The 21,503-nt window shown below is 58.3% G+C and carries 16 protein-coding genes; 4 read left to right on the top strand and 12 right to left on the bottom strand.

The features are described from left to right. Positions 1–6: 6 nt before the first annotated feature. The 6 genes from DevBK_RS20750 to DevBK_RS20725 form a co-directional block, all read right to left on the bottom strand. Positions 7–2,052, bottom strand: a complete 2,046-nt coding sequence (locus tag DevBK_RS20750) for a beta-galactosidase (protein WP_317186903.1) — start codon at positions 2,050–2,052, stop codon at positions 7–9. Next, positions 2,049–2,927, bottom strand: a complete 879-nt coding sequence (locus DevBK_RS20745) for a carbohydrate ABC transporter permease (RefSeq protein WP_317186902.1) — start codon at positions 2,925–2,927, stop codon at positions 2,049–2,051. The genes DevBK_RS20750 and DevBK_RS20745 overlap by 4 nt, the downstream gene beginning before the upstream one ends. Before the next feature lie 2 nt (positions 2,928–2,929). After that, positions 2,930–3,862, bottom strand: coding sequence for a sugar ABC transporter permease (locus DevBK_RS20740; RefSeq protein ID WP_317186901.1), 933 nt, complete (start codon positions 3,860–3,862; stop codon positions 2,930–2,932). 67 nt (positions 3,863–3,929) lie between these two features. Beyond that, positions 3,930–5,249 carry an extracellular solute-binding protein gene (locus DevBK_RS20735; protein WP_317186900.1) on the bottom strand — a complete coding sequence of 440 codons (1,320 nt, stop codon included), beginning with the start codon at positions 5,247–5,249 and terminating at the stop codon, positions 3,930–3,932. Between the two features lie 298 nt (positions 5,250–5,547). Continuing rightward, positions 5,548–6,699, bottom strand: a complete 1,152-nt coding sequence (locus DevBK_RS20730; RefSeq protein WP_317186899.1) for an ROK family protein — start codon at positions 6,697–6,699, stop codon at positions 5,548–5,550. 581 nt (positions 6,700–7,280) lie between these two features. Continuing rightward, positions 7,281–8,315 carry a formylglycine-generating enzyme family protein gene (locus DevBK_RS20725; RefSeq protein ID WP_317186898.1) on the bottom strand — a complete coding sequence of 345 codons (1,035 nt, stop codon included), beginning with the start codon at positions 8,313–8,315 and terminating at the stop codon, positions 7,281–7,283. Positions 8,316–8,351: 36 nt separating this feature from the next. Between DevBK_RS20725 and DevBK_RS20720 the strand changes: the two genes are divergently transcribed. The 3 genes from DevBK_RS20720 to DevBK_RS20710 all read left to right on the top strand — a co-directional run bounded on the left by DevBK_RS20720 (position 8,352) and on the right by DevBK_RS20710 (position 12,174). Then, on the top strand, positions 8,352–9,338 hold the full coding sequence (locus DevBK_RS20720) for a LacI family DNA-binding transcriptional regulator (protein ID WP_317186897.1): 987 nt from the start codon (positions 8,352–8,354) through the stop codon (positions 9,336–9,338). 44 nt (positions 9,339–9,382) lie between these two features. After that, positions 9,383–10,672 (top strand): ABC transporter substrate-binding protein, encoded by a 1,290-nt coding sequence (locus DevBK_RS20715; protein WP_317186896.1) that lies wholly within the window; start codon positions 9,383–9,385, stop codon positions 10,670–10,672. Positions 10,673–10,752: 80 nt separating this feature from the next. Beyond that, a complete protein-coding gene (locus DevBK_RS20710) occupies positions 10,753–12,174 on the top strand; it encodes a sulfatase-like hydrolase/transferase (protein WP_317186895.1) in 1,422 nt (473 codons plus the stop codon). A 339-nt stretch (positions 12,175–12,513) separates the two neighbouring features. Here DevBK_RS20710 and DevBK_RS20705 read toward each other — a convergent pair whose 3' ends face one another. From DevBK_RS20705 to DevBK_RS20685, 5 genes are read right to left on the bottom strand one after another with little or no spacing between them, the layout of a single operon-like run. Then, the gene (locus DevBK_RS20705; protein ID WP_317186894.1) at positions 12,514–14,208 is read right to left on the bottom strand and encodes a CocE/NonD family hydrolase; all 1,695 of its coding nucleotides are present in this window, start codon (positions 14,206–14,208) and stop codon (positions 12,514–12,516) included. A 14-nt stretch (positions 14,209–14,222) separates the two neighbouring features. Further along, positions 14,223–15,143 (bottom strand): ABC transporter permease, encoded by a 921-nt coding sequence (locus tag DevBK_RS20700; protein ID WP_317186893.1) that lies wholly within the window; start codon positions 15,141–15,143, stop codon positions 14,223–14,225. Positions 15,144–15,192: 49 nt separating this feature from the next. Continuing rightward, on the bottom strand, positions 15,193–16,695 hold the full coding sequence (locus tag DevBK_RS20695; protein ID WP_317186892.1) for a sugar ABC transporter ATP-binding protein: 1,503 nt from the start codon (positions 16,693–16,695) through the stop codon (positions 15,193–15,195). A gap of 2 nt (positions 16,696–16,697) precedes the next feature. Next, positions 16,698–17,720, bottom strand: a complete 1,023-nt coding sequence (locus tag DevBK_RS20690) for a sugar ABC transporter substrate-binding protein (RefSeq protein ID WP_317186891.1) — start codon at positions 17,718–17,720, stop codon at positions 16,698–16,700. 33 nt (positions 17,721–17,753) lie between these two features. After that, positions 17,754–19,205 carry an arabinose isomerase gene (locus DevBK_RS20685; protein ID WP_317186890.1) on the bottom strand — a complete coding sequence of 484 codons (1,452 nt, stop codon included), beginning with the start codon at positions 19,203–19,205 and terminating at the stop codon, positions 17,754–17,756. Between the two features lie 141 nt (positions 19,206–19,346). Here DevBK_RS20685 and DevBK_RS20680 point away from each other — a divergent pair, with 141 nt between their 5' ends. Beyond that, a complete protein-coding gene (locus DevBK_RS20680; RefSeq protein WP_317186889.1) occupies positions 19,347–20,240 on the top strand; it encodes an AraC family transcriptional regulator in 894 nt (297 codons plus the stop codon). A gap of 229 nt (positions 20,241–20,469) precedes the next feature. Here the strand turns inward: DevBK_RS20680 and DevBK_RS20675 are convergent, their stop codons facing one another. Continuing rightward, the gene (locus tag DevBK_RS20675; protein ID WP_317186922.1) at positions 20,470–21,429 is read right to left on the bottom strand and encodes a LysR family transcriptional regulator; all 960 of its coding nucleotides are present in this window, start codon (positions 21,427–21,429) and stop codon (positions 20,470–20,472) included. Positions 21,430–21,503: the final 74 nt, after the last annotated feature.

The raw sequence follows: 21,503 nt of genomic DNA, 5'->3' as shown, positions 1-21,503 counted from the left end.
TGTTCCTTATGCGCCTTGCGCGACCAAAACATCCCAGCCGCCAATGGTCAGCGTCTGGTTCGAATCGAGCGCCGTTTCAGTCAGCATGTTTCGGCCCGTCACCGCACCGACAGGGAGCGTGACAGCGTCGTCGCCATAGTTGAACAGGAAGATCAGCGGCTTGCCCGCATTTGAGGTCGCGCGACGAATGCGAACGGTGGGCGGCAGGCCATCGAGAATGGTAATACCGGCCTCGCCTACCACCCGGCGCACAAGAGCCGACTGCGCCGCTAGGTCGAGCCAGCTGCCCATATAGGTAAAACGACCCTTGCCGTATGAATTGGTAGTGACTGCTGCCCATTGCCTGAAGAACTTGTGGTCGTAGTGGGCCAAAGCTGTGGCGCCTTCGAGCACCAGCAGTTCGGCCCAGTGAGCGGCGTTGCCAGCCAGTTCGCCCTTGAGCGCGATAGGGTGTTCGAGGCTAGAAAACTCCTGATATGAGAAGCCGGCAGCCTGGCGCAGCGGACCGGGCGCGCGCGTGGCACGTACGGCGCCATGCTCATTGGTGAAGCCAGTCTTGAAACTGGCTAGCACATGGCCCCCGTGGCGCACATAGGCTGCCAGCCGTTCGAGCTGGACGTCCGAGGCGACATAGAATGCCGGCAGCACGATCAGTTTGTAGCGTGCCAGGTCCTCGGTATCTCCGCCGATGAAATCGGCTTCGACGTTGAGATCGAACAGCGCCTTATGTAGCTGGAAGATCAGGCCTTGATAGTCGGACTTGGACTTTTCCCAGGGCAACATGTCGGGCGCATGGCCCTCCATGGTGATCGGCATGATGTCGAGCGCTGTCTGGCTGTCGCCGCTATAGAGAACGGCTACATCGTTGCGCTTGGTGAGGTTGACCAGCGCCGGCCCGATGCGCTTGAGCTCCTGGGCAGTGCGGCTGACTTCGCCATAGAAGCGGTTGGGCTCCAGATCATGCCCCAGCACGCCGCGCCAATAGGTCTCCTGGCCAGAATGCAGGCTATGCCAGTGCCAGTAGGCGACCATATTGGCGCCGTTGGAAATGTGGGTATAGACGTCCAGTCGCGCCTGCCCATCGTAAGGCGGATACTGGTGGTGCGGGCCCCAGCCGATGGCCTGTGCATTGATCTCAGTGACCAGGAAGTTCTTCTGCTTGAGGCTGCGATAGAAATCCCCGTTCAACGCTTGGGGATGGCCTGTCATGTGATCCTGGTAGCCGTGATAGGGATTAACCGCCACATGGTCGACTAGCTCGGCAATGCCCGCCTCGTCGACGTCGAGATGCAGGCCCGGCGAGAAATTCTGCAGGATGAACTGGCCGGGTCCGCGATACTCGCGCACGATTTCGGCCTGGAAGCGCAGAAAATTGGTGACCCGCTGCTTTTGCCAGCGCAACCAGTCGAGCCGGTAGCCTGTGCTGGCTGGCCGGTCCTGCTGCAGCACATCCTCCCAAGTCGAGATATTTTGCCCCCAAAAGGTGGTGAGCCAAGCTTTATTTAGCGCCTCAAGCGTGCCGTAACGCGCCTTAAGCCATTCGACGAAACCGATGAACACGTCGCGGTTCTGCGCGCCATAGGACGCGGTTTCGTTATCGATCTGCCAGCCGATGACCGCAGGATGATCGGCATAGTGGCTGATCAGCCGTCGAATGATGCGCTGGCAATAGAACCGGTAGGCGGCATGGTCGGTATCCATGTTCTGCCGCATACCATAGGTGGGATTTTTGTTATCAGCGCGCACGGCCAAGATTTCGGGGTATTTTCGCGCCATCCACGTGGGGATGGAATAGGTAGGCGTGCCAATCACCGCCTTGATGCCAGCTTTGTGCATGGCATCAAGCGTGCGGTCCATCCAAGCAGTCTCGAAGGCGCCGTCGGTTGGCTCCCACAGGCTCCATGTGCTTTCACCCATGCGCACGACGCTGAGCCCGGCCTCCGACATCAGAGTGATGTCCTTGTCCAGCCGATCCTCAGGCATGTATTCGTGATAGTACGAGGCGCCGTACAGGATGGTCTCGAAAGATGTGGGGGTGAAATCCTTGGTCATTTGACGCCTCCTGCGCCCAAATCTGCCTGCCAGAACCGTTGCAGGAAGACAAATGCAACCGCGATCGGCAGGATGGTAACAAGGGCCCCGGTCAGGACCATGGAAAACAGCGCCTGGGCACCTGAGCCGCCATTGGCGGCGCTATACCAGGTGGAAAGGCCTACAGTAGCGGGGAACAGCTCGTCATTGGACAGCATGACCAAAGGCAGAAAGTAGTTGTTCCACGCGCCGACGAACGACAACAGCAGCACGGTGATAAAGGCGGGCACCATCAGTCGGAAGGCGATGTGCGTCAGGATGGTGAACTCCCCGGCCCCTTCGATGCGCGCCGCATCGATCAACTCGTCCGGCACGGCGCTGTCGGCATAGACACGCATCAAATAGACCCCGATCGGAGTCGTCAGCGACGGGAGGATCACCGCCCATGGGGTGTTGACCAGCCCCATATTGGACAGCAGTAGGAAAGTGGGGATCACGAGTGCCGTCCAGGGCACCATGATGGACCCCAGGATCAGCGCGAAGAATGCCCGCCGCCCGAAGAAATCATACTTGGCAAAGGCGTAGCCAGCGGCGGTGGCAAACAGCGCGGAACCCACCGCCGATACCACCGAATACCACACCGTGTTCCAGAGCCAGCGGGCGAAGATACCGTTGTCGTAAGTGAAGGTCAGCACTAGGTTGTCCCACAGCGCGAAGCGCCCGGAAAACCAAAGCCCGAAGCTCGCAAACAGCGTGCCGTCCGCCTTGGTTGAGGAGACGAAGACATAGTAGAGCGGCAGCAGCGAATAAACCAGGAACACGGTCAGCACGATAGTAAGGACGAGCCGGACCCGGCGCATCTGGGGTGCGTTGGTTGCGGTACCCACCATGGCCATGTCTACCTCCTCCGGTTCGCAACATACATGCAGGCATAGGATGCCACCACGACGATGGCACCCAGCACGAAGGACGTGGCGGCGGAGTAGTTATACTCCTGGTTCACGAAGGCCAGCTCATAGGCATACATGTTTGGCGTGTAGGATGGGCTGACCGCCTGCGGAGCCATCAGCCGCATCAGCTTCGGTTCGCCGAACAGTTGCAGCGTGCCGATCACCGAAAAGACCAGCGTCAGCAGAAGCGCGGGGGCAATGAGCGGGATCTTGATCAGCCAAGCGATCTGCCAGCCCTTGGCGCCCTCGATTGCGGCGGCTTCTTCAAGGTCCGACGGAATGGCCTGCAAGGCAGAATAGAGGATGATCATATTGTAGCCGGTGAATTCCCAGGTCACGATATTGCCGATCCCCGGCAGCATCAAAGCGGCATCGAGAAAATTGGGTGGCGCCAAGCCGATGCCTCGGAACAGCTGCGAGATGGGCCCGTAGGATGGGCCATAGAGATAGCCCCAGATCAGCGCAGCGATGACGCCGGGCACGGCATAGGGAATGAAAAAGCCGATGCGAAAAAGGCTCTTGGCCCAGACCGCACCGCTATCGATAACGAGCGCGAAGGCCAGCGCTAGGCCAAGCATGACCGGAACCTGCACGAGGCCAAACAGCAATGTCCGCCCCAGGCCGTCCCAGAATTTGGTATCGCTGAACACACGCAGGTAATTAGCCAGCCCGACGAAGGTATTGCCGCCCACCAGCGTTTCGCGCCAGGCGCTCAGCTGCAGCGCATAGAGCAAAGGCAGCACAAGGAAGGCTATAAAAAAAAGCATGAACGGGGCGACAAACACATAGGGAGCCCAATGCTTGGAAAGCTTGGGTCGCCATTCTTTTTTACCGGCGCTAGCCGGCGCTGTCGCCGTAACGCCACGAGAAGGTTGTGCCATCGTGCGCACCTCGTTCATGCCAATGGCCAGGCGGCGCTGGGAGCGCGTCGTCCGACCGGGGACTGGATCAGGAGATGACGGTGAAGCCTTGGGCCGAGGCATATTCCACGACATTGGCCTGCATGCGGTCGAACGCCTCTTCGAGGCTGGTGCCGCTGGCCGCGGCGACGGCCAGTTCGGATTCAAACTGTGCTCCGACGAAATCTTGGAACGGGCTGTACTGGAAGCCGCGCTCGATCTGCGTCGAGCTTTCAATGAACACTTCGTTGACCGCCTGGCCGCCGTAAAATTCGGAGGTCTGGCTAGCGAAATCTGGGCTGTTGAGTACTTCCGTCACCACGGGGAATAGGAACTGCTCCTTGGCGAACATGGCGGCAGCTTCAACATTGCCTGAGAGGAACTTGACCAGTTCGGCGGCAGCTTCCTTCTTATTGCTCTGGGTCGTGACAGAGAAAGAAGAACCACCCATATTACCCGACCTCGGCGCTGCGGTATCCCATTGCGGGATTGGCGCAACGCGCCATTTTCCGGCACTGTTGGCAGCAAATTGGCTGAGGAATAGCGGCCCCCACGCAGCAACCAGCCAAGTCGCGTATTTGCCTTGGTCGAATGCCGTATACCACTCATTGTTAAAGCCGGGCGCCGTGTCAATCGCCTTGGCGTCGAGGAGGGTCTGCCAGTACCGGGCAAACTTCTTTGCGGCTTCGTCGTTAACCCGAACTTCGAGCGTCGTGCCGTCGATTTTGAAAGGACGCCAGCCAGCCTGCTGCAGCAGCCCACCCGTCCAGGTTTGGTCGTTGAAAGTGGCATCGACCAGATAATGCTCTGGGCTCGCCTCATGCAGCTTAATCGCCGCTTCGGCGAATTCGTCCCATGTGGCGGGAGGGGTGATGTCAAACCGCTCAAACACGTCCGATCGATGGATCATGCCGATTGGGCCGCTATCGTTCGGCAGACCAACGACGCGGCCATTTGGTGCAACGACGCTCCAAACCCATTCCTCAAAAATGGGTTGTAGATCACTGGCGCCATATGCACTAAGGTCTTCAAGGCCTTTAATCAGGTCAAAAGTAGGCAGCATGTGCATTTCAAGCTGCGTTACGTCGGGCGCGCCCGAGCCAGCCCGAAGCGCAGTACGCAGCTTCTCTACCAGCGCATCGGGATTGGTCAACTCGACCTTGATGTTGGGGTTGGCCGCTTCGAACAGCGCGATCTGCTTGTCGATACCGTTTATCCAGCTCCACATGGTAAGCGTCACGGACTCTTGCGCCGCCGCCTGCATTCCCGGCCAAGACATAGCGAGGGGTGCCGCCGCAGCGGCACTGGCACCGACCATAAAATGCCGGCGGTTAAGAGTTGAACGTCGAATATCCAAGGACTTGCTCACGATTTCCTCCCATCAGCAGGTCTTGCCTGCAGGCGTTGGTGCCCTACAAATGGCACGTCAAGGCTCGGACAGGGACAATCCCGGCCGGCCAAGCCTCCGCAGGTCTACTGACGGAACCAACCGCCCGTAAACGTTTACGGATCAAGCTCAAATAATGGCGGCCTGTTCAGGGCCGCCTTCTGCTCCTCGTAATGACTAGGCCGGGCCGACATCTATCGGTCGTTTTTCCCGGAAGCCCATTGCCTGGGCGACTGCCAAGCGATGCCATCCTGTCTTTACTTACAGTCTGAAAGTTATTTTAGGTGTCGCGGCTTGTCAATCCGGCTGGTCCTACAAATCTCAATTGAGGGTCGAGAATTGTGGCATCGAGGACATGCATGATGGCACCCATAACAATATCGCGATGACCAAGCGGGCTGACGACGATCGTCGGCGGATCGTATACGTTATCGGCAAGTCGCTGCTGAAGGACGGCAACCATGAGTTCGGCGCCCAAAGCGATCTTTCCTGCCAGAACCACAACATCTGGATTCATGAAGGCGGTGACGCTTGCAACAGCAATAGTCGTATAGTCGAGCAGGTCGGCGAGCATCGCACCCTCCGCAGTTTTCAAGGACGCTAGGGCGTCCAGCGGGAGCTTACCTGCCACATACTCCCGATCTGCCCGCTCCAGCGCTACAAATACTGGATCGGGAATGCCGGCGCCAAATCGCAAAGACTGTTTGTCTCCAAGTCCCGCAAAGGAGCGGCCGCTCAGTATTGGATCGTCAAGATACCATGCTAACTCGCCAGCGGCATTGCCGCGACCACGGTATAGCTTGCCATCGACGACGACGCCCGCTCCTGCCCCGGGACCGATCGAAACACTGACGACAGTCCCAGCACCCTGCCCGGCCCCAAAGCCCCACTCCCCCACAGCGGCCAGGTTACGGCCATTTTCCACAAACACAGGAATGTCGAACCGGCGTTGCAAAATGCTTCGCAACCCCAAATCCTTCCATCCAAGCCCCATAGTAAGAACGACGTCCCCCGCAGGCTGGCGGACGATGGACGGCACGCCGACACCGATACCCTTCAGAGTTTGACCAGTTGGCCTCGGCTCGGCGATAAGTTCCTTGATCAAGGCAATGAGACGCTCGACATTTTTTGGACCGTCATCGTCTGCAGACACCTGTCGTTCGACCTGGATATTGCCATTTAGGTCCGACACCGCACCATAAATTTTGCCCCTCATGGCCTCGATACCGATGATCGCATGGCTTGCGCCCTGGAACTTCACGCGGGAAGGCGGCCGCCCGCGCGCAGATTCATCATGCCCGTCGTAGGCGACAAGTTCTTCCGCCATTAGATCTGACACTATGCGCATCACTGTCGGGATACTAATGCCGAGTTGCAGCGCCAGGCTGGAGGGCGAGACCACACCTGACGTCCGGACGAGGCGCACAACCATTGAGCGGTTTCGTTGGCGCAGTGAACTCGAGGTTGTAAGGTGGTGCTGCATCGATGGCCGGGGTTGGGACGCTGTGCGAGCACCTACACAATATTGCACCTGACAGCAAAGCGCTACCAAGATCATTTTTGCCGGAATAGGTTTTAGCGAACCTGAGTGCCTCTTCGAACTTGGGCGATATCTGCAAGCTACAGTTCAAATACAAGAGCGGCCTGTCCCGCTGCAGCCATTTTCGAACGTCACGATCGATGGTGTTGCTCAAAGGCGTTCAATAAAGGGGCATATATCAAGGCAGGCCGTACCCTCGGTCGACTTAAGGGAGGCAGGTGCCAACGTTCGACGATCAAGGCATCTTGGCGCTGGGAATTCAGGCGTCATCTGCATAACAGGCAGTCCAGCGGAGCTTGGAGTTTTTGGTGGAGACATGCAGTGCCGGTATGGCAAGTGAAAAGTTCCCGCTAGGCTGGACGTAAACACGTGAGAATGCAGAACGAGCGCCCTCTACACGATATTAGAGACAACACACGAATATCCAGGATAGGTGTTTTAGCCGTCCCGCAGCTCTAATTTGGGACGTAGGCTCAACGGTCATAGGCCAGTCTGAACCCAGTATTGCTGGAGGACGAATCCGCGGTAAGTGCGGAGCGTGCCGCGATACGGTATCGGTAGCAGTAGGACAGGTGGCAGAGGAATGAGCCCCCTTTCAGCACTTTTTCCTGAGTTGCGCTCGCGTTCTCATTGCGGGCCTTCGCCTGTTTGCTGAGCGAACGCACACGAAATGGATCAGCTGTCCATTCCCAGACATTGCCTACCATATCGTAGAGACCCGCACCGTTGGCCGCAAATGTCCGCACAGGACTGGTTCCCAGAAAGCCGTCTCTCCGCGTGTTGTGGTTGGGAAATTGTCCCTGCCAGATATTGGCATGGATTGATTTGTCGTCATCTGGCTCCTCGTTGCCCCAAGGGAATCTGGGATCCGCCAGCCCGCCACGCGCTGCATGCTCCCATTCCGCCTCGTTCGGCAGACGACCGCCGCACCAGGTGGCGAACGCCTTCGCGTCCGCCCAGGATACATGCACGACCGGATGGCGCTGCCGGTCAGCTATCGAGGAGCCCCGCCCTTCTGGCGTTGACCAAGCGGCGCCATCGACCTTTACCCACCAGGATGCTTGGCCTGACCCGCTGGGTCGATGATCCTGGCTCAGCAAACCCCGAAACACCGGGGACCAACCAAATTGCTCGGCCTCGGTCACATAGGCTGTGGCGGCGACAAAGGCGGCGAAGCGCTCATTGGTGACGGGGGTCGCTTCGAGCCAGAAGGGTGCCAGTTTTGTCGGGCGACGCGGCCCCTCTCCGTCTTCGATAATGACCGGCCTGTCCGTACCCACAAAACTTCTGCCGCCATCGAAAAACACACGATCTACGGCGTTGGTTTCTCCTCGCGTCAGCGGCGTGACTGGCGTTTTGGCTGAGCCGTCACGGCTCGGTGCACAGCAGGACAAAATGGCTTCCCCTAAGACGGCTGCGGTACCGAAATGGCGCGCTTTGACATCATAAGCGCCATGCCATTTGACAACAGGCAGAACGAAATCTAACCTGCTTAAACGTTTAAGCACAAGGTGTCTGTTTTGTCGCGAAAGCAGCCGACAATCGTGGATGTTGCCAAACGCGCCAATGTATCGGCCGCGACCGTCTCCTATGTTTTGAGCGGCAAAGAGGAGCTTGTCTGTCGCATTGCCTTAGAGACACGCGACCGCATTGCCGCAGCGGTCAAGGAGCTCGGCTACGTGCGAAACCAGGCAGCGCGCCATTTGCGTCTGCAGCGCACGCGCCGGATTTGCACCCTCCTTCCCAAGATCGGCTCTCCGTTTGCCGATGGCATTGCCCGCGATGTCGATGCCGCTGCGCGACGCAGGGATTACTCTTCCCTCCTCGTCATGGGACGTGATTTTGCCGCCTGTCAGGATGTCGTGGCCCAAGTGGAGGCTGGCCTTGCCGACGGGATTGTCGCCGAAGTCGAACAATTTTCGCCTGAGGAAATCGAGCTTCTGTTCGCGCCGATGATACGGGCCGGAAAAGAAGTCCTTCTTCTCCATCCGCCTCTCGAAACCTCTGGATTTTCCAGCGTTCGTCAGGAGCGCCTGCCCGCATTCCGATCAATCATCCGCCGCCTCGTCGCGGACAAGCGGCAACGGTTCGCCTATATCCGCCACGCGCAATCCCATGATGCTGGCCGCTCCCCTGCCTTGGAAAAAATCCTGGCGGAGCATGGCTTGCCCCCTGCACGCTTCGTCACCGGCGCTGAAAGCCGCGCCAGTGCCGTGGCAATCCTGAACACGCTGCTTCAGGAGCCAGAACTGCCGGACGCCATTCTGGTGCAGTCCGACGCCAGCGCGGTGTCCGTTCTCCAGGCTCTGGCCCGCCTTGGCATCAAGGTGCCAACCGAGATCGCCGTTGCCGGCTCCGGCAATGCCGAGGAAGGCGCACTCTGCTTTCCTGCCCTGACCACGATTGGCCCTAGCCGCCCTTCACTAGAGGAAGCGGTTGATCATCTTATCGACCGGATCGAGAAAATCCCCGGCGCCGAGAGCCGGACGTTTGCAATTCCATGGTCGGTCATCGACCGGGAGAGTGCTTGAACGCGGAGGGCGTCGGGCACATTCACTATGAGGAGGATTTTGAAATGACCTATTCTTTGACGCGGCGTCGCATGCTTGCCGGCGCGATATCAGGCCTTGCCGTCGCGCCGTTTCTATCCCGCGGCGCCTTCGCCCAGGATCGGCAGTTGCGATTCTTTTGGTGGGGTAGCCAAGACCGCCTTGCCCGAACCGAAGCGGCAATGGACGTCTTCATGGCAGCAAACCCCGGCGTCACCGTAACAGGCGAAACCGCACCATTCGAGGACTTTTTCACGCGCCTCGCGACCCAGGTTGTCGGCGGCAATCCACCCGATCTGATCCAGATGGATTTCCGCTACATCACCGAATATGCCGACCGCGGCGCCCTGCTCGAACTTGATCCGTATCTGGGCAATGTGATCGATTTATCCGATATTCCAACAGACCAGATCGATGCCAACCGTGTTGGGGGGAAACTTTACGGCGTCAGCTTCGGCGTCAATTCGGCAGCCATGCTCATCAACCAGACCGCCTGGGATGAAGCGGGCATTGAAGCGCCGCATCATGGCATGACATACGAACAATTTGCCGAGAACTGTGCAAAGCTGACCGAGGCTACTCCGCGCGCCAATATGTACGGCACCAGCGACGCCAGCGGCAATGACATTGCCTTTGAAAATTGGCTCAAGCAACAGAACAAGGCGCTTTACACGCCGGAGGGCGAGCTGGGCTATGATGCGGCCGATGCCACCGGCTGGTTCGAACTCTGGGCCGGCATGCGAGCGAGCCGGGCCTGCGTACCCGCAGATGTTCAGGCGCTTGAACAAGGCGCCATCGACACAAGCGGCCTCACCCTGGGGCATTCGGCATCCACATTCATGCTCGCCAACCAGATCGGCCCGCAGCAAGCCGCTATCACAGACACCGTGGTGCCGGCTCCTTTGCCCCGGATCAGTGAAAATGCCGCGCCCGGCCACTATCTGCGCCCCGCAACCCGTCTCAGTGTATCGGCTCAAACCCAGTTCCCCGACGAAGCCGTTGCACTTCTCGCTTTCCTGACCGGTAATCCAGAAGCGGCAAAACTGCTGGGCGCCGACCGTGGCATTCCCTCCTCGCCCCGACTGGCAGAGGCGATTGCTGGCGCTCTCAAACCCGCAGAAAAAGCCTCCGTCGAGTTCGTCGCGAGCCTGGGCAACCTCGTGGGTTCCCTGCCCCCGCCGCTGCCGCCAGGCGCTGGCGAAGTGACCCGGCTCGTTTTTGAAACCAGCCAGCAAGTGGCGTTCGGAAACATGTCGACGGCCGCTGGCGGCGCTGCTCTCGTCCAAGGCGCCAAGGACCTTTTGGCCCGCGCCTAGTTTCTCTCACCCGGCCACTTCGGTGGCCGGGCAATCAGAATGAGCTCATGAGCAGTACTATGTCCCGCCCCAATGTCCTTTTGATCACCGCCGACGAATGGCCGGGACAGCTTCTCGGCTGCGCCGGGCACCCGGTCATCGAAACACCGACACTTGACGCCCTGGCGCGATCGGGCACCCGGTTTCGGCGCGCCTATTCCGAGTGTCCGGTCTGTGTCCCAGCCCGCCGCACGCTGATGACGGGACAAAGCCCGCGCGCCCATGGTGATCGTATCTTCCAGGGCAAACTTGGCATGCCCTCGGATCCGACCATTGCCGACGCATTCGTGGGCGCCGGTTATCAGGCCTTTGCTGTTGGCAAATTGCACGTTTATCCACCCCGCGCGCGCATCGGTTTTCACGATGTGATGCTGGCAGAAGAAGGGCGGCAGGTTGACGGCCAGATTGACGACTATGAGCAGTTTCTCGCCGAGCGTGGCCACGCCGGTCGGCAATTCATGCATGGTATGGGCAACAACGAATATGTCTGGCGCAATTGGCACTTGCCCGAGGACACGCACCCAACCAACTGGCAGACGGAAACCGCTGCCCGCATGATCAAGCGGCGCGACCCGACAAGGCCGGGATTCTGGTACGTTTCCTACACGCACCCACACCCGCCCCTCGCACCGCTACGCGAATATTTCGAACGTTATGCTGGGCGCAGCATCGACCCCGCGATTGAGGCTGAATGGTCCAAAGACGGCAGTGCGCTGCCGCCGGTCCTAGATTATGTCCGCCGGCACTGGAGCCATTTCACTGCCGAGCAGGTCGCCGACATTCGACGGGCTTTTTACGCCCTCTGCACCCATATCGACCACCAGATGCGCATCCTCATTGGGACGCTGCGCGAAGAGGGTCTGCTCGACGACACCATCATCCTTTTTACCAGCGACCATGGCGACATGCTGGGCGACCACCGGCTGTTCGCCAAACGGTTGATGTATGAGAAATCAGCCAATATTCCGATGATCCTGTCACCCGGGCGCTTTGCCCCCGATGCCGCAAGGCAGGTCGATGACCGATTGGTTGGATTGCAGGATGTGATGCCCACCCTCCTCGACCTCTGCGGCATTCCAGTGCCCGCGTCCTGCACCGGCCGATCCATGCTCAGCGGCAACGTTCGGAATAGTCTTTACGGCGAGTGCGTGGAGGGGATGGAAGCGACCCGCATGATGCATAATGGCCGCCACAAGCTGATCTGGTACCCGGCCGGAAATCACCAGCAGCTCTTTGATGTGGTGGACGATCCGCTTGAACAGCACAACTTGATTGACGTTATCGACTATCAGGACATTCGTACTGATCTTACCGCGAGGCTGATCGCCGATCTTTATGGTTCAGACTTAGAATATGTTCATGAGGACAAACTGACCGGCTTCACCGCCAGTGGGACGCTGCCGACGCATGATCGAAGTCTCTATCTGCAACGAGGCCTTCAGTACCCGCCGCCAAAGGTTTGATGCACAGAACTCTTTCGAACCGGAGATCCGAAACATCTCAGGAGGTAGATAATTGCAAGAGCGCCAATACCCCGGTACAGCTGCCGGTTCGCTTGAAGCCCCCCGCGCGCAGCAAGCAATAGCAAGAATGTAGTTCCCTAGTCGGATGCCGCTATGGAATTTGCAGCTGAATGGCCGCATTTTAGTTTGATAACCACAGTCATGTACAGGGTCTTAGGCAGGCAACGGCCCTCCTGATTACAGTATTCAGCTTGCCACTACCGATTTTAGCGCGGATCTTTATTGCTTCGGACGCCAATGAGAGAGGCGTTCTATGCTTTGGAATCTCTATAGAACCGTTTATTGGTCCGAAGTGCAAGTTACTACGGTCGGAAAACAAAGCGAAGAGGGGGTAGACGGGCCAAAATGAACATTATGTAGACTTGGGACAAAGCACTCTTGCCTGGCTCGGCTTGGTGGGACGCCCGATTGTGGGTTTCGGTCAAATCGTGGAAAATTAGAAGAAGCTATTTGCAGCCGGTATCGACTGCCGCGAGGAAAAAAATGGCTCAGGTGGCCGAGACGCACAACGACCTCGACGGGCTCAAAGCTGGCAGCGTCTTGGCGATAGATGCCGTCAACCAAGCCAATGCTCCTGCCATTCGCATCGACCTCACAAAGGCGTGCTGTCCAGTCCGCGCTCACGCCGTTTGAGGACACCCAAAGCTTAGCCTCCACAAGGCCCGTCACCTCGGTATCGGTCTCGATCGGAGCCGAGGTGAAGGTCAAAACGTCTTCTCTGTGTTCCACAGCCGACTGGTCTTTGGCTCCAGAATTTCGGCCGAGTAATAAACCAGGTACAAAATTGGCGCCACCCACTGTCGGGACCGGGTTGAGTGGGTCAGAAGGAAAACTCAGTCGTCCTCCGTCGACTCGGGCAGGATCTTTTTCCAGTTTTTCATCAACGATGAATAGCCGATTTTTCTGCACGTTGGGCAGAGGCCAATCACTGGCGTTGTGCCAGGTATTTGAACCGGTCCGAAAGTAGCGCACCCGTGGCGTTTGAGGAATCTCCCCATTGAGGACAGCATCGAAAAAATCGAGCTGCACATCAGAAAGTCCGGCGGTTGAGGCGGCGTAGCCATGCCAGAAATCGCCCTGCCAGTCCGACGGATTACCGTGAGACCAAGGACCGATAACCAAACGATCAGCAATATTTCCCGGACGATGACGCACGAGGCTAAATAGTTCAAGGGCCCCTTCTAAAAAGAGGTCATTCCAACCGCAAGTCACCAAAAACGGAAGTCTGGTTTGGGCCAAAGCGTCCAAGTGTCCACGATCAACAGAAGCGGTTCGGGCACGCGAGGAGCTAAACCAGTCTTGAGCGTACGGTGCCAAGGCAATGAGTTCATCATCGAGGATTGGCAATCGGCTGAAGGCTGCATAGGGATCACGCTGAAATTCAGCGAGCAGATCACGAGCGCGCCGGGAAGCCTCGGCTGGCATCTCGGCTATGCGACGCGCCAAATCGGTCGGCCCTAGGGACTCGATGATCCAAAGGAGCAGGAATGCCAGTTCGATGGCACCGCCGCGATAGGTCCAGGTGTCGCCATGACGCCCGGTCGTCAGATGTGGCGAGATGGCGACAAGGCCTTCGGGGTTTCCGGCAGCGGCGAGGACCTGAGTTGCGCCAACATAGGAGGCGCCAAACATGACGATGTTGCCGTCACAGAAGTCCTGCTGCCTTAGCCAGGCGATTGTGTCGACACCATCGTCAATCTCATCGGCAAACGGATCGAATGTGCCATCCGAGCTGTAGCGCCCCCGTGTGTCTTGTACGACGATCGCATAACCACGTCGCAGCGCGGCCCTGAAATCCATGGCCGAGATGTATTGGGTTCCGAATGCGTCTTCCTTCCGGTAGGGCGTGCGCTGCAAAAGCACAGGCCATGGTCCCTGCCCTGCCGGAAGCCAGATATCCGCCCGCAGCACGCAACTGTCTCGCATCGGCATCTCGACGGTGTCGAGTATCTGAAAGGTCGTATTCGTTGGCATGGCCATCGTCCTTATCAGGCGCGCACGTAGCGCTGACGGATCTGATCAAAGGACACCGCCAGGATAAGCAGCGTGCCTGCAGCCACTTGCTGCCAGGTCGAGTTGATATTCATCAGCGTCATGCCGTTGTTGAGGACGCCAACGATGAGCAGACCCAGCACCGTTCCAAACATGCTCCCCATGCCACCCTTAAGCGAGGTACCGCCAAGAATGATGGCAGTGACGACCGCCAGCTCAAGACCGGTGCCGGTCGTGCCGGAGGTCGAGCCGAGCTGAGAGGCGCTGACGAGGCCGGTGATCGCCATGCAGACGCCCGAGATGACAAAGCCGAGAAACAGCGTCTTCTTGGTACGAATGCCGACCAAACGTGCTGCATTCTCATTCGCACCTATTGCGTAGATTGTCCGGCCGAAGACCGTGCGGGATAGTAGGATCGCGATCACAACAGCAATGACGACGAAGAGAACGGCCGAGAGCGGAATATCGAGAAAGGGGCGAGCAATGGCCCAATCAAATCCGTTGATCCGCACGCTGCTGGCGCCGCCGATAGAGAGTGTCAGCCCACGGAAAATGGCCAGCGTGCCGAGGGTTGTGATGAGGGCGTTGACGCCAATGACGGTGACGAGAAAGCCATTGAGCATGCCGATGCCCAGGCCGACCAGAACCGCAACACCAACCGCAGGCATAATGCCAAGGCTTTGCGCCGCGATGGCAAACATCAGAGCGACAAAGGCAGTACCGCTGCCCACCGACAGATCGAACTGACCCGCGATGAGCAAAATGGTGCCCCCGGCAGCCAATATGCCGGTGATCGAGAGGGCCGTGATGATATTCACGATATTCGGCCAAGACAGAAAATAGGGCGAGTTGATCGTGAAGAAGACGACCTCAGCCAACAGGAAGATCAGCAGGGCTCCCCATTCTGGCGCCTTCATTCTTGCCCGCATTGTGGTGGCAGGGACTGCACCAGTGGTTTGAACGTTTTCAGGCATGTGCGCCCCCTCCGGCAGCTTCGGTCAGCCGCGCCGTTGATATGTCTTGTTGCGGCAAATGAGCGACCATTTGCCCGCGAACCATGACGATGGCCCTGGTTGCGGCTTCGGTGATGTCTTCATAGTCCGAGCTGGCAATGAGAATGCCATGCCCTTGGCGCGCGAGATCGCGTAACACCTGATAGATCTCCTGCCTCGCCCCGACATCGACCCCACGGGTCGGCTCTACCAACAGAAGCACTTTCGAGCCCGCCTCAAGCCAACGGCCCAACAGGACCTTCTGCTGGTTACCACCGGACAGCGTGGCGATGCGCTCGGAACCATCGGGCCGGGAGCGAACTTTCAGCGCCCTGTGCCAGCGTGCAAAGGCAGTAGTCTCGATAGAACGGGAAATAAACCAGCCACGCGCCAATCGCTTCCAGCTCGGCGCTGCGAGATTTTCAGCGACGCTTCTGGGGCGCAGCAGCCCCTCGCTGGCGCGATCGGCAGGCAGAAAGCCTAGGCCGTGGGCTATAGCCTCGCTCGGGTGCCGGAACTTTACCGGCTTACCGGAGATGCGGATCTCACCGGCTGCATGAGGCACGGCACCAAAGATTGCACCTGCCAATTCGGGTACGCCCGATCCGACCTTGCCATAGATTCCGACGATTTCGCCCGGCGCGACATCCACGTTGATATCGAAGAAGCTGTCGGAGGTCAGACCGCGCACTTCGACGAGCTTGGCAGCGCCCGTATCGGCGTAGACATGATGGTCCTCATTTGAGGCAACGGCCCTGCCGACCATGGCCGTGACAACAGCCGGTTGATCGACATCGGCGACCTTCGCATCGAGAGAGACCCGACCATCGCGCAAAACGCAAACGCGGTCGGCAATGGCAAAGACCTCATCGAGACGATGGGTAATGTAGAGGATCGCCACACCACGCGATTTCATTCTCTCGATCAGAGCGAACAGGCGCTTGGTTTCAGCGTCGGAAAGCGCGGCAGTAGGCTCATCAAAGATCAGGCATCGCGAAGCACCCGCGGTTGCTCTGGCGATTTCGACGATCTGGCGCTCACCCAATCGCAGGCTGGAAACCGGCGCGTCGAGCTCTAGATCGGCACCGAGAGAATCCAGGGCCCCCCGCGCGATATTTTTCATCGCGCCATAGTCGACGAAGCCAAATTTGTTGGGCAAAGAGCCAAGAGTAATGTTCTCGGCCACCGTCAATGTTGGTGCGTCCGCGATTTCCTGCGCGATCAGCCGAATGCCGGCATCGCGTGATTGAGCCACGGTCCGGAAGGAAACAGGCGTGCCGTTGATGGCGATATTGCCCTCGTCGGCGTGGTGATCGCCGGCGAGGATCCGCACGAAAGTCGATTTGCCGGCACCGTTTTCCCCCAGGAGCGCGGTGACTGAGCCGGCAGGCAGGTCAAGGTCCACCCCGTGGAGGACCTTGACCGAGCCGAACGACTTTCTGATTCCACGAACGGAGAGAAAAGTCGGTGTACTCATAATCAGCAGTTCGTTTCGGGATAGAGCTGCATCATGTTGGCCTTGGTCACCACTTCATGGGGAACAAGGATCTGCTTAGCAATCGTCTCGCCCTTCACGGCCTTGATCAGGTTGGGGAGGATGAGCTGGGCATACTTCTCGGGGAAATAGGCGGCAGAGGCGATGAAATGCGGTGCTGTCCAGATCTGGCAATTGCCGGGATCGAAGTTCTGTACGCCGAGATAGAGGTTCTCGGTGCGGTTCTGCGAACGGGCAGCGGCGAGAGCACCGGTCACCACGTCTTCATTGATGCCAACGACGATGATCTTCTGCGCACCTGGCAGGGCCGTCAGCGTATCGGTCATCTGGCGCTGAGCTGCATCGGCCTGGCCACCGGCACCGGTATCGATGACGCGCAGGTTCTGCACTTCGCCGCAGACCTGAGCGAAGCCATCGCGCATGCCGCCCATGCGCATGTCGTTGACGACACCAACGGCAAGGGATTCAAGCGACACAAAGGCGTCGTACTGGCAGTCGAAGTTTTCCTTGAAGTACTGGCCGATAGCATAGCCCACGATCTGGCCCGCATAGGTATTAGCGGCGCCAACGAAGGCGGTCTGGCAAGGCTGCTGCTCGATGTCGATGGCGATAACCGGAACCTGCGGCCCCTCGGCACAGATATTGGCAGCGGCTGCAGCATCTGCCTGGAACGTCACGAGACCATCGACATTCTGCGTGCGGAACTGACGGGCGCAATCGAGCGCAGCAGCAGCATCGAATTTGGAATCGCAGGTAACGAGATTAACGCCCGCAGTCTCGGCCGCGGCGACCATGCCCTTCTGTAGCGCTTCGGTGAATGGCACACCGAGACCAAGCTGGGTGAAGCCAATGGTCAGCCCTTCCCCGCTGCCCGGCTCAATGTCGATAAACTGTGCCACTTCGGGCGGCGGCGTAATGCCAGCGTCCTGGGCGATCACATTGGTGCTCGCCATGCCGAGCACGCTCAGCACGACGGCCAATGGCCGTACAATCCTCGAAATAGTCATGTCTTTCTCCTCCTGTTAGTCTTTTTTCGCGGCTCAGACGACCCGCGTAAATTTGAGGCCAAGCAGCTTGGCGAGTTTCTCGATGCGCCCGGCGATATGGCCAACCCCGACGGCGCAGTGGTGCGCCGGCCCGACGGCATTCCAGGCCTCTGTGAAGGCGCGCGCACCATTGGCGAAGCGATAGCGGCTATTGGTGTTTCCGATTTCGAGGATGGGTCCAGGCACGGATTCGCCCTCGGCCACCAGCAGCTCGACTTTGCCGTCGCGCTCGATGACCGATAGCAGTGTCACCGGTCCATGCCGCACCGACATTTCCACCGAAACGCCACGACCAACCTTGCCGTGATAGACCTCAAGAGGCCGCACCTTGGTTTTCCCCTGGGCAATTTTGGTATGGCCGGGCCCGTCATGTCCCATGAGGACCACGTCGTCATCGAAATCGATGGCATAATATTCGGTGAAAGAGCCCCCTACCCCGAAGGCGTCCATGATCTTCATGGCCTGGGCATTCTTGACCTCGTATTCACCTGCCACCGGCACGCCAGACGCTGTCAGAAGCGAACAGCCCAGAATGACCGAGGAAATAAGATCCTCGTGCTCATGGCCCGGCACCGACACGTAAAAGTAGGCCATCGATCCGAGGTCGTGAGCCGCCACCAGCTTGTGGAGCGCCGCCGCTGTGGAAGCAGCGCGCCTAAGCTCGGCCGGATCGCAACCCGGCTCGATCTCGAATTCCGCCTCAATGCGCCCCAGCATGGCATCGACTTCGTGGGGATCAAGATTCTGGCGGATTTGGGCCAGTTCATCAATCTCTAGGAAGTCGACGACGGTGCCGAACGCAGCCGATTGGGCCGTCAGGTCCGAATAAATATCGAGCATGCCGCCGTAGTAGTGGCCCATGACGCCAAGGCGATTATGCGCCATGACATGGGCCACCCGGGCCGCCTCGATCCAGTCTTCGATCTCGGCGTCCACATGCGCATCGTCTTCGAGAACGCCCGTCACCTGATGGGCGACAATGCCGGAACGGTTGAAAACGTTAATGATCTCGGGAACCGGGCAAGCCGCGCAATAGGCGAGCCATTCCCCAGTCATGCGGGTGCGGTCCCTCATCCGATTGAAAGCCGCGTAGTCAATGGCGCGCTCTGGCTGCAGATTCAGCACCACCACGGGCACACCGGCACGCCGCACCACGGGCAAGACCGTGGACGATAGCGCGTAGGTTGTCACGTAGAGAAAGATGACATCGACGTCGGAGGCCCTAAACGTATGGCCCGCCTCAACTGCCTTTTGCGGCGTATCAATGAGCCCAAGATTGACGATATCGACTCCAGGTCGCTGAAGTTTGTCAGCAACCTTAGCAACATAGCCTTCGAGACGGCCCTGAAGACCCTCAAATTGGGGCCAGTAGGCGTCGAGACCAATGCCGAACAAGCCAACTTTCAGTGGGCGCCCCAGATGTGAGGGCGTCTCGCCTGTTAACATAATTCATCTCCTCGATGCCCGGCGAGGTGCCAGACGGCGCCTTCGTGGCGCTCTCATTCGAAAACTGATCGTGAAAAGAATGTTATCACTCGCGCTCCTCGGCGGAAGCAGCTACGACTTTCGTGAAATGATCAGTTCCATATGAAAAATGATCACATGAGTGAGACAGACTACTTTACCTACTTGCCGGACAATGCCCTTTGCGATGCGCTAGGCTGCACTGCATTTTCGACTGGGTATACCCGCATACCGCCAGGGTCGGCGTATCCGCCCGCGCGGCATCCTGACGACCACCACTTCATCTGGGAGAAGGGTCGAACGCTGCAGGCCTATCAGTTAGCATTGGTCAGTGAAGGGCGCGGCCAATTGCAGTCAGCACCCGATCCCGCAAAGGTCCACGAAGTGAACGCCGGAGACATTATTTTGATGTTTCCGGGCGTCTGGCACCGCTTTAGCCCCGATCCTCTCACAGGTTGGGTGGAGAGCTGGATCGAGTGCAGAGGAGCGGCTTTCGACCGGATTTTCGCGATGGGTTTGATGCCAATTGAAGACCCGATATGGCGGGCTGGAAGCGACGCCGGAGAGATTTTCGCTAAGGTTCACGAACTGGCCCGTGAGGATGCTATCCTCAACCAGCCAGCATTGTCGGTCTTGGGCCTACAATTGCTTGCTCAGCTGTGCCAGTCCCGGGGCATCGCGCAGCAAGGGCGTGTTCGCCTCGTTGAACAAGCTCGCCGCGCGATCATGGAAAAGAGCGGGGAGCCACCGTCATTAGAAACAGTCGCTCGAGACCTTGGTGTCAGCTATTCGACATTGCGACGACTGTTCCGCGAGCACACTGGGGTTTCTCTGAAGCGATACCAGACTGATGTTCGCATCCGTCGTGCATGCGAATTACTACGAAATTCAGATCGGTCGATAAAGGCAATCTCAGGTTACCTCGGCTATAGCTCGCCATTCCACTTCTCGGCACAATTCAGAAAGTCTACAGGCGTCGCACCCTCCGAATGGCGAAGCCGGAACTACCGGAGCTAGAGTGAGCACCACGCCTCGGGATTATCTATATCCCTGATTGTCAATGAAATGGCACTCCATCGAAACACTTTAAGAGAGATTAGTCTGCCCGGTTCAGGATTCCACCGCAGCGAATGCATCGGTTTCATCTGGCTGAGCCTGCACGCCTATCCTGCCTCTATCAAAACTCATGGGCGCACCTGAAGGCGATAACAAAGGCCAAATCAGCGTAGCCAAGGGGTGATGGCTTCTACGTCGTCAAGATTGCAGGCTGGATATAGCTATCGGGCTGTCTGTCGAAGCCTGAGTTAGGCATTTGCGCGAGGCGGTCCAACAACCATCGCCCTGCCTTCCCAGGCAGACGCCTTTTCAAATGAGCGACGCTCATGGGTACCCTTGGCCATGCTTGAGCGCTGTTCTTTGGATCAACAGCTAATGCAACCAAGCATCCTTCCCTAATGTCACCTGCCACTAAATGGTCCGGCATCCCTCCCCAACCTAGCCCCTCCAAAAGCATCTTATGCCGTAGGCTCAGATCGTTCACTCTCCAACGATTGATTCCATGCCCAGAAAAATCGGTGGTGCCCGTCGCCTCGTCGCCCGAGGAAAGCATCAACTGCATATGGTCTTGCAGGTCTGTCTCGGTCAGTGTCCTACCCATTTTGGAGAGCGGGTGCTCAGGTGCCGCGACCGCCAAAAACTGGAAGACACCACATCGCTTACGCTCCAGATCGTCCATTTTGCCTAAGACTGGAGTATCGGCGATAATGGCAATATCCGCGTGCTCGGCACGCAATGAGGCCACGGTTTCTTCCATGGGCTGGGTGACTAAATTGAGTTCAACCATAGGAAAGTTCTGCCTGAATTGCTCCAGCGCTCGTATAAATGGAGCGTGCGGTGCGGTGATATCGAGGGCGATCGTCAGTCGCACCTCCATGCCGGAGGCAAGATTGTGGGCCTGCGTACGGAACTCAGCCATACTCTCGAGAATGCGTTTGGCGCGTGGTAGCAACGCAACGCCAGCCGGCGTCAGGGACGGTCGGTATCCGGAACGATCAAACAGGTTGGAGCCTGTTTGCATCTCGAGATTTTGAATACCGTACGTAATGGCGGACTGTGCTCGGTTCATCCGACGTGCCGCGCCGGAAAAACTCCCGATCTCTACGACTGTCACGAAGATTGCCATTTGATCTAGAGTTAACCCGTCCATCGCAGCCACCCAACACTATCGTATTTTTAGATCATGACGATCGTTATATACCGTATTTTTTCGATGGTCAGACG

Origin of the sequence: Devosia sp. BK, from assembly GCF_032907385.1 — a bacterium.
In the GTDB taxonomy this organism is placed as follows: domain Bacteria; phylum Pseudomonadota; class Alphaproteobacteria; order Rhizobiales; family Devosiaceae; genus Devosia.
This window is presented reverse-complemented; position numbering and strand designations above follow the sequence as displayed.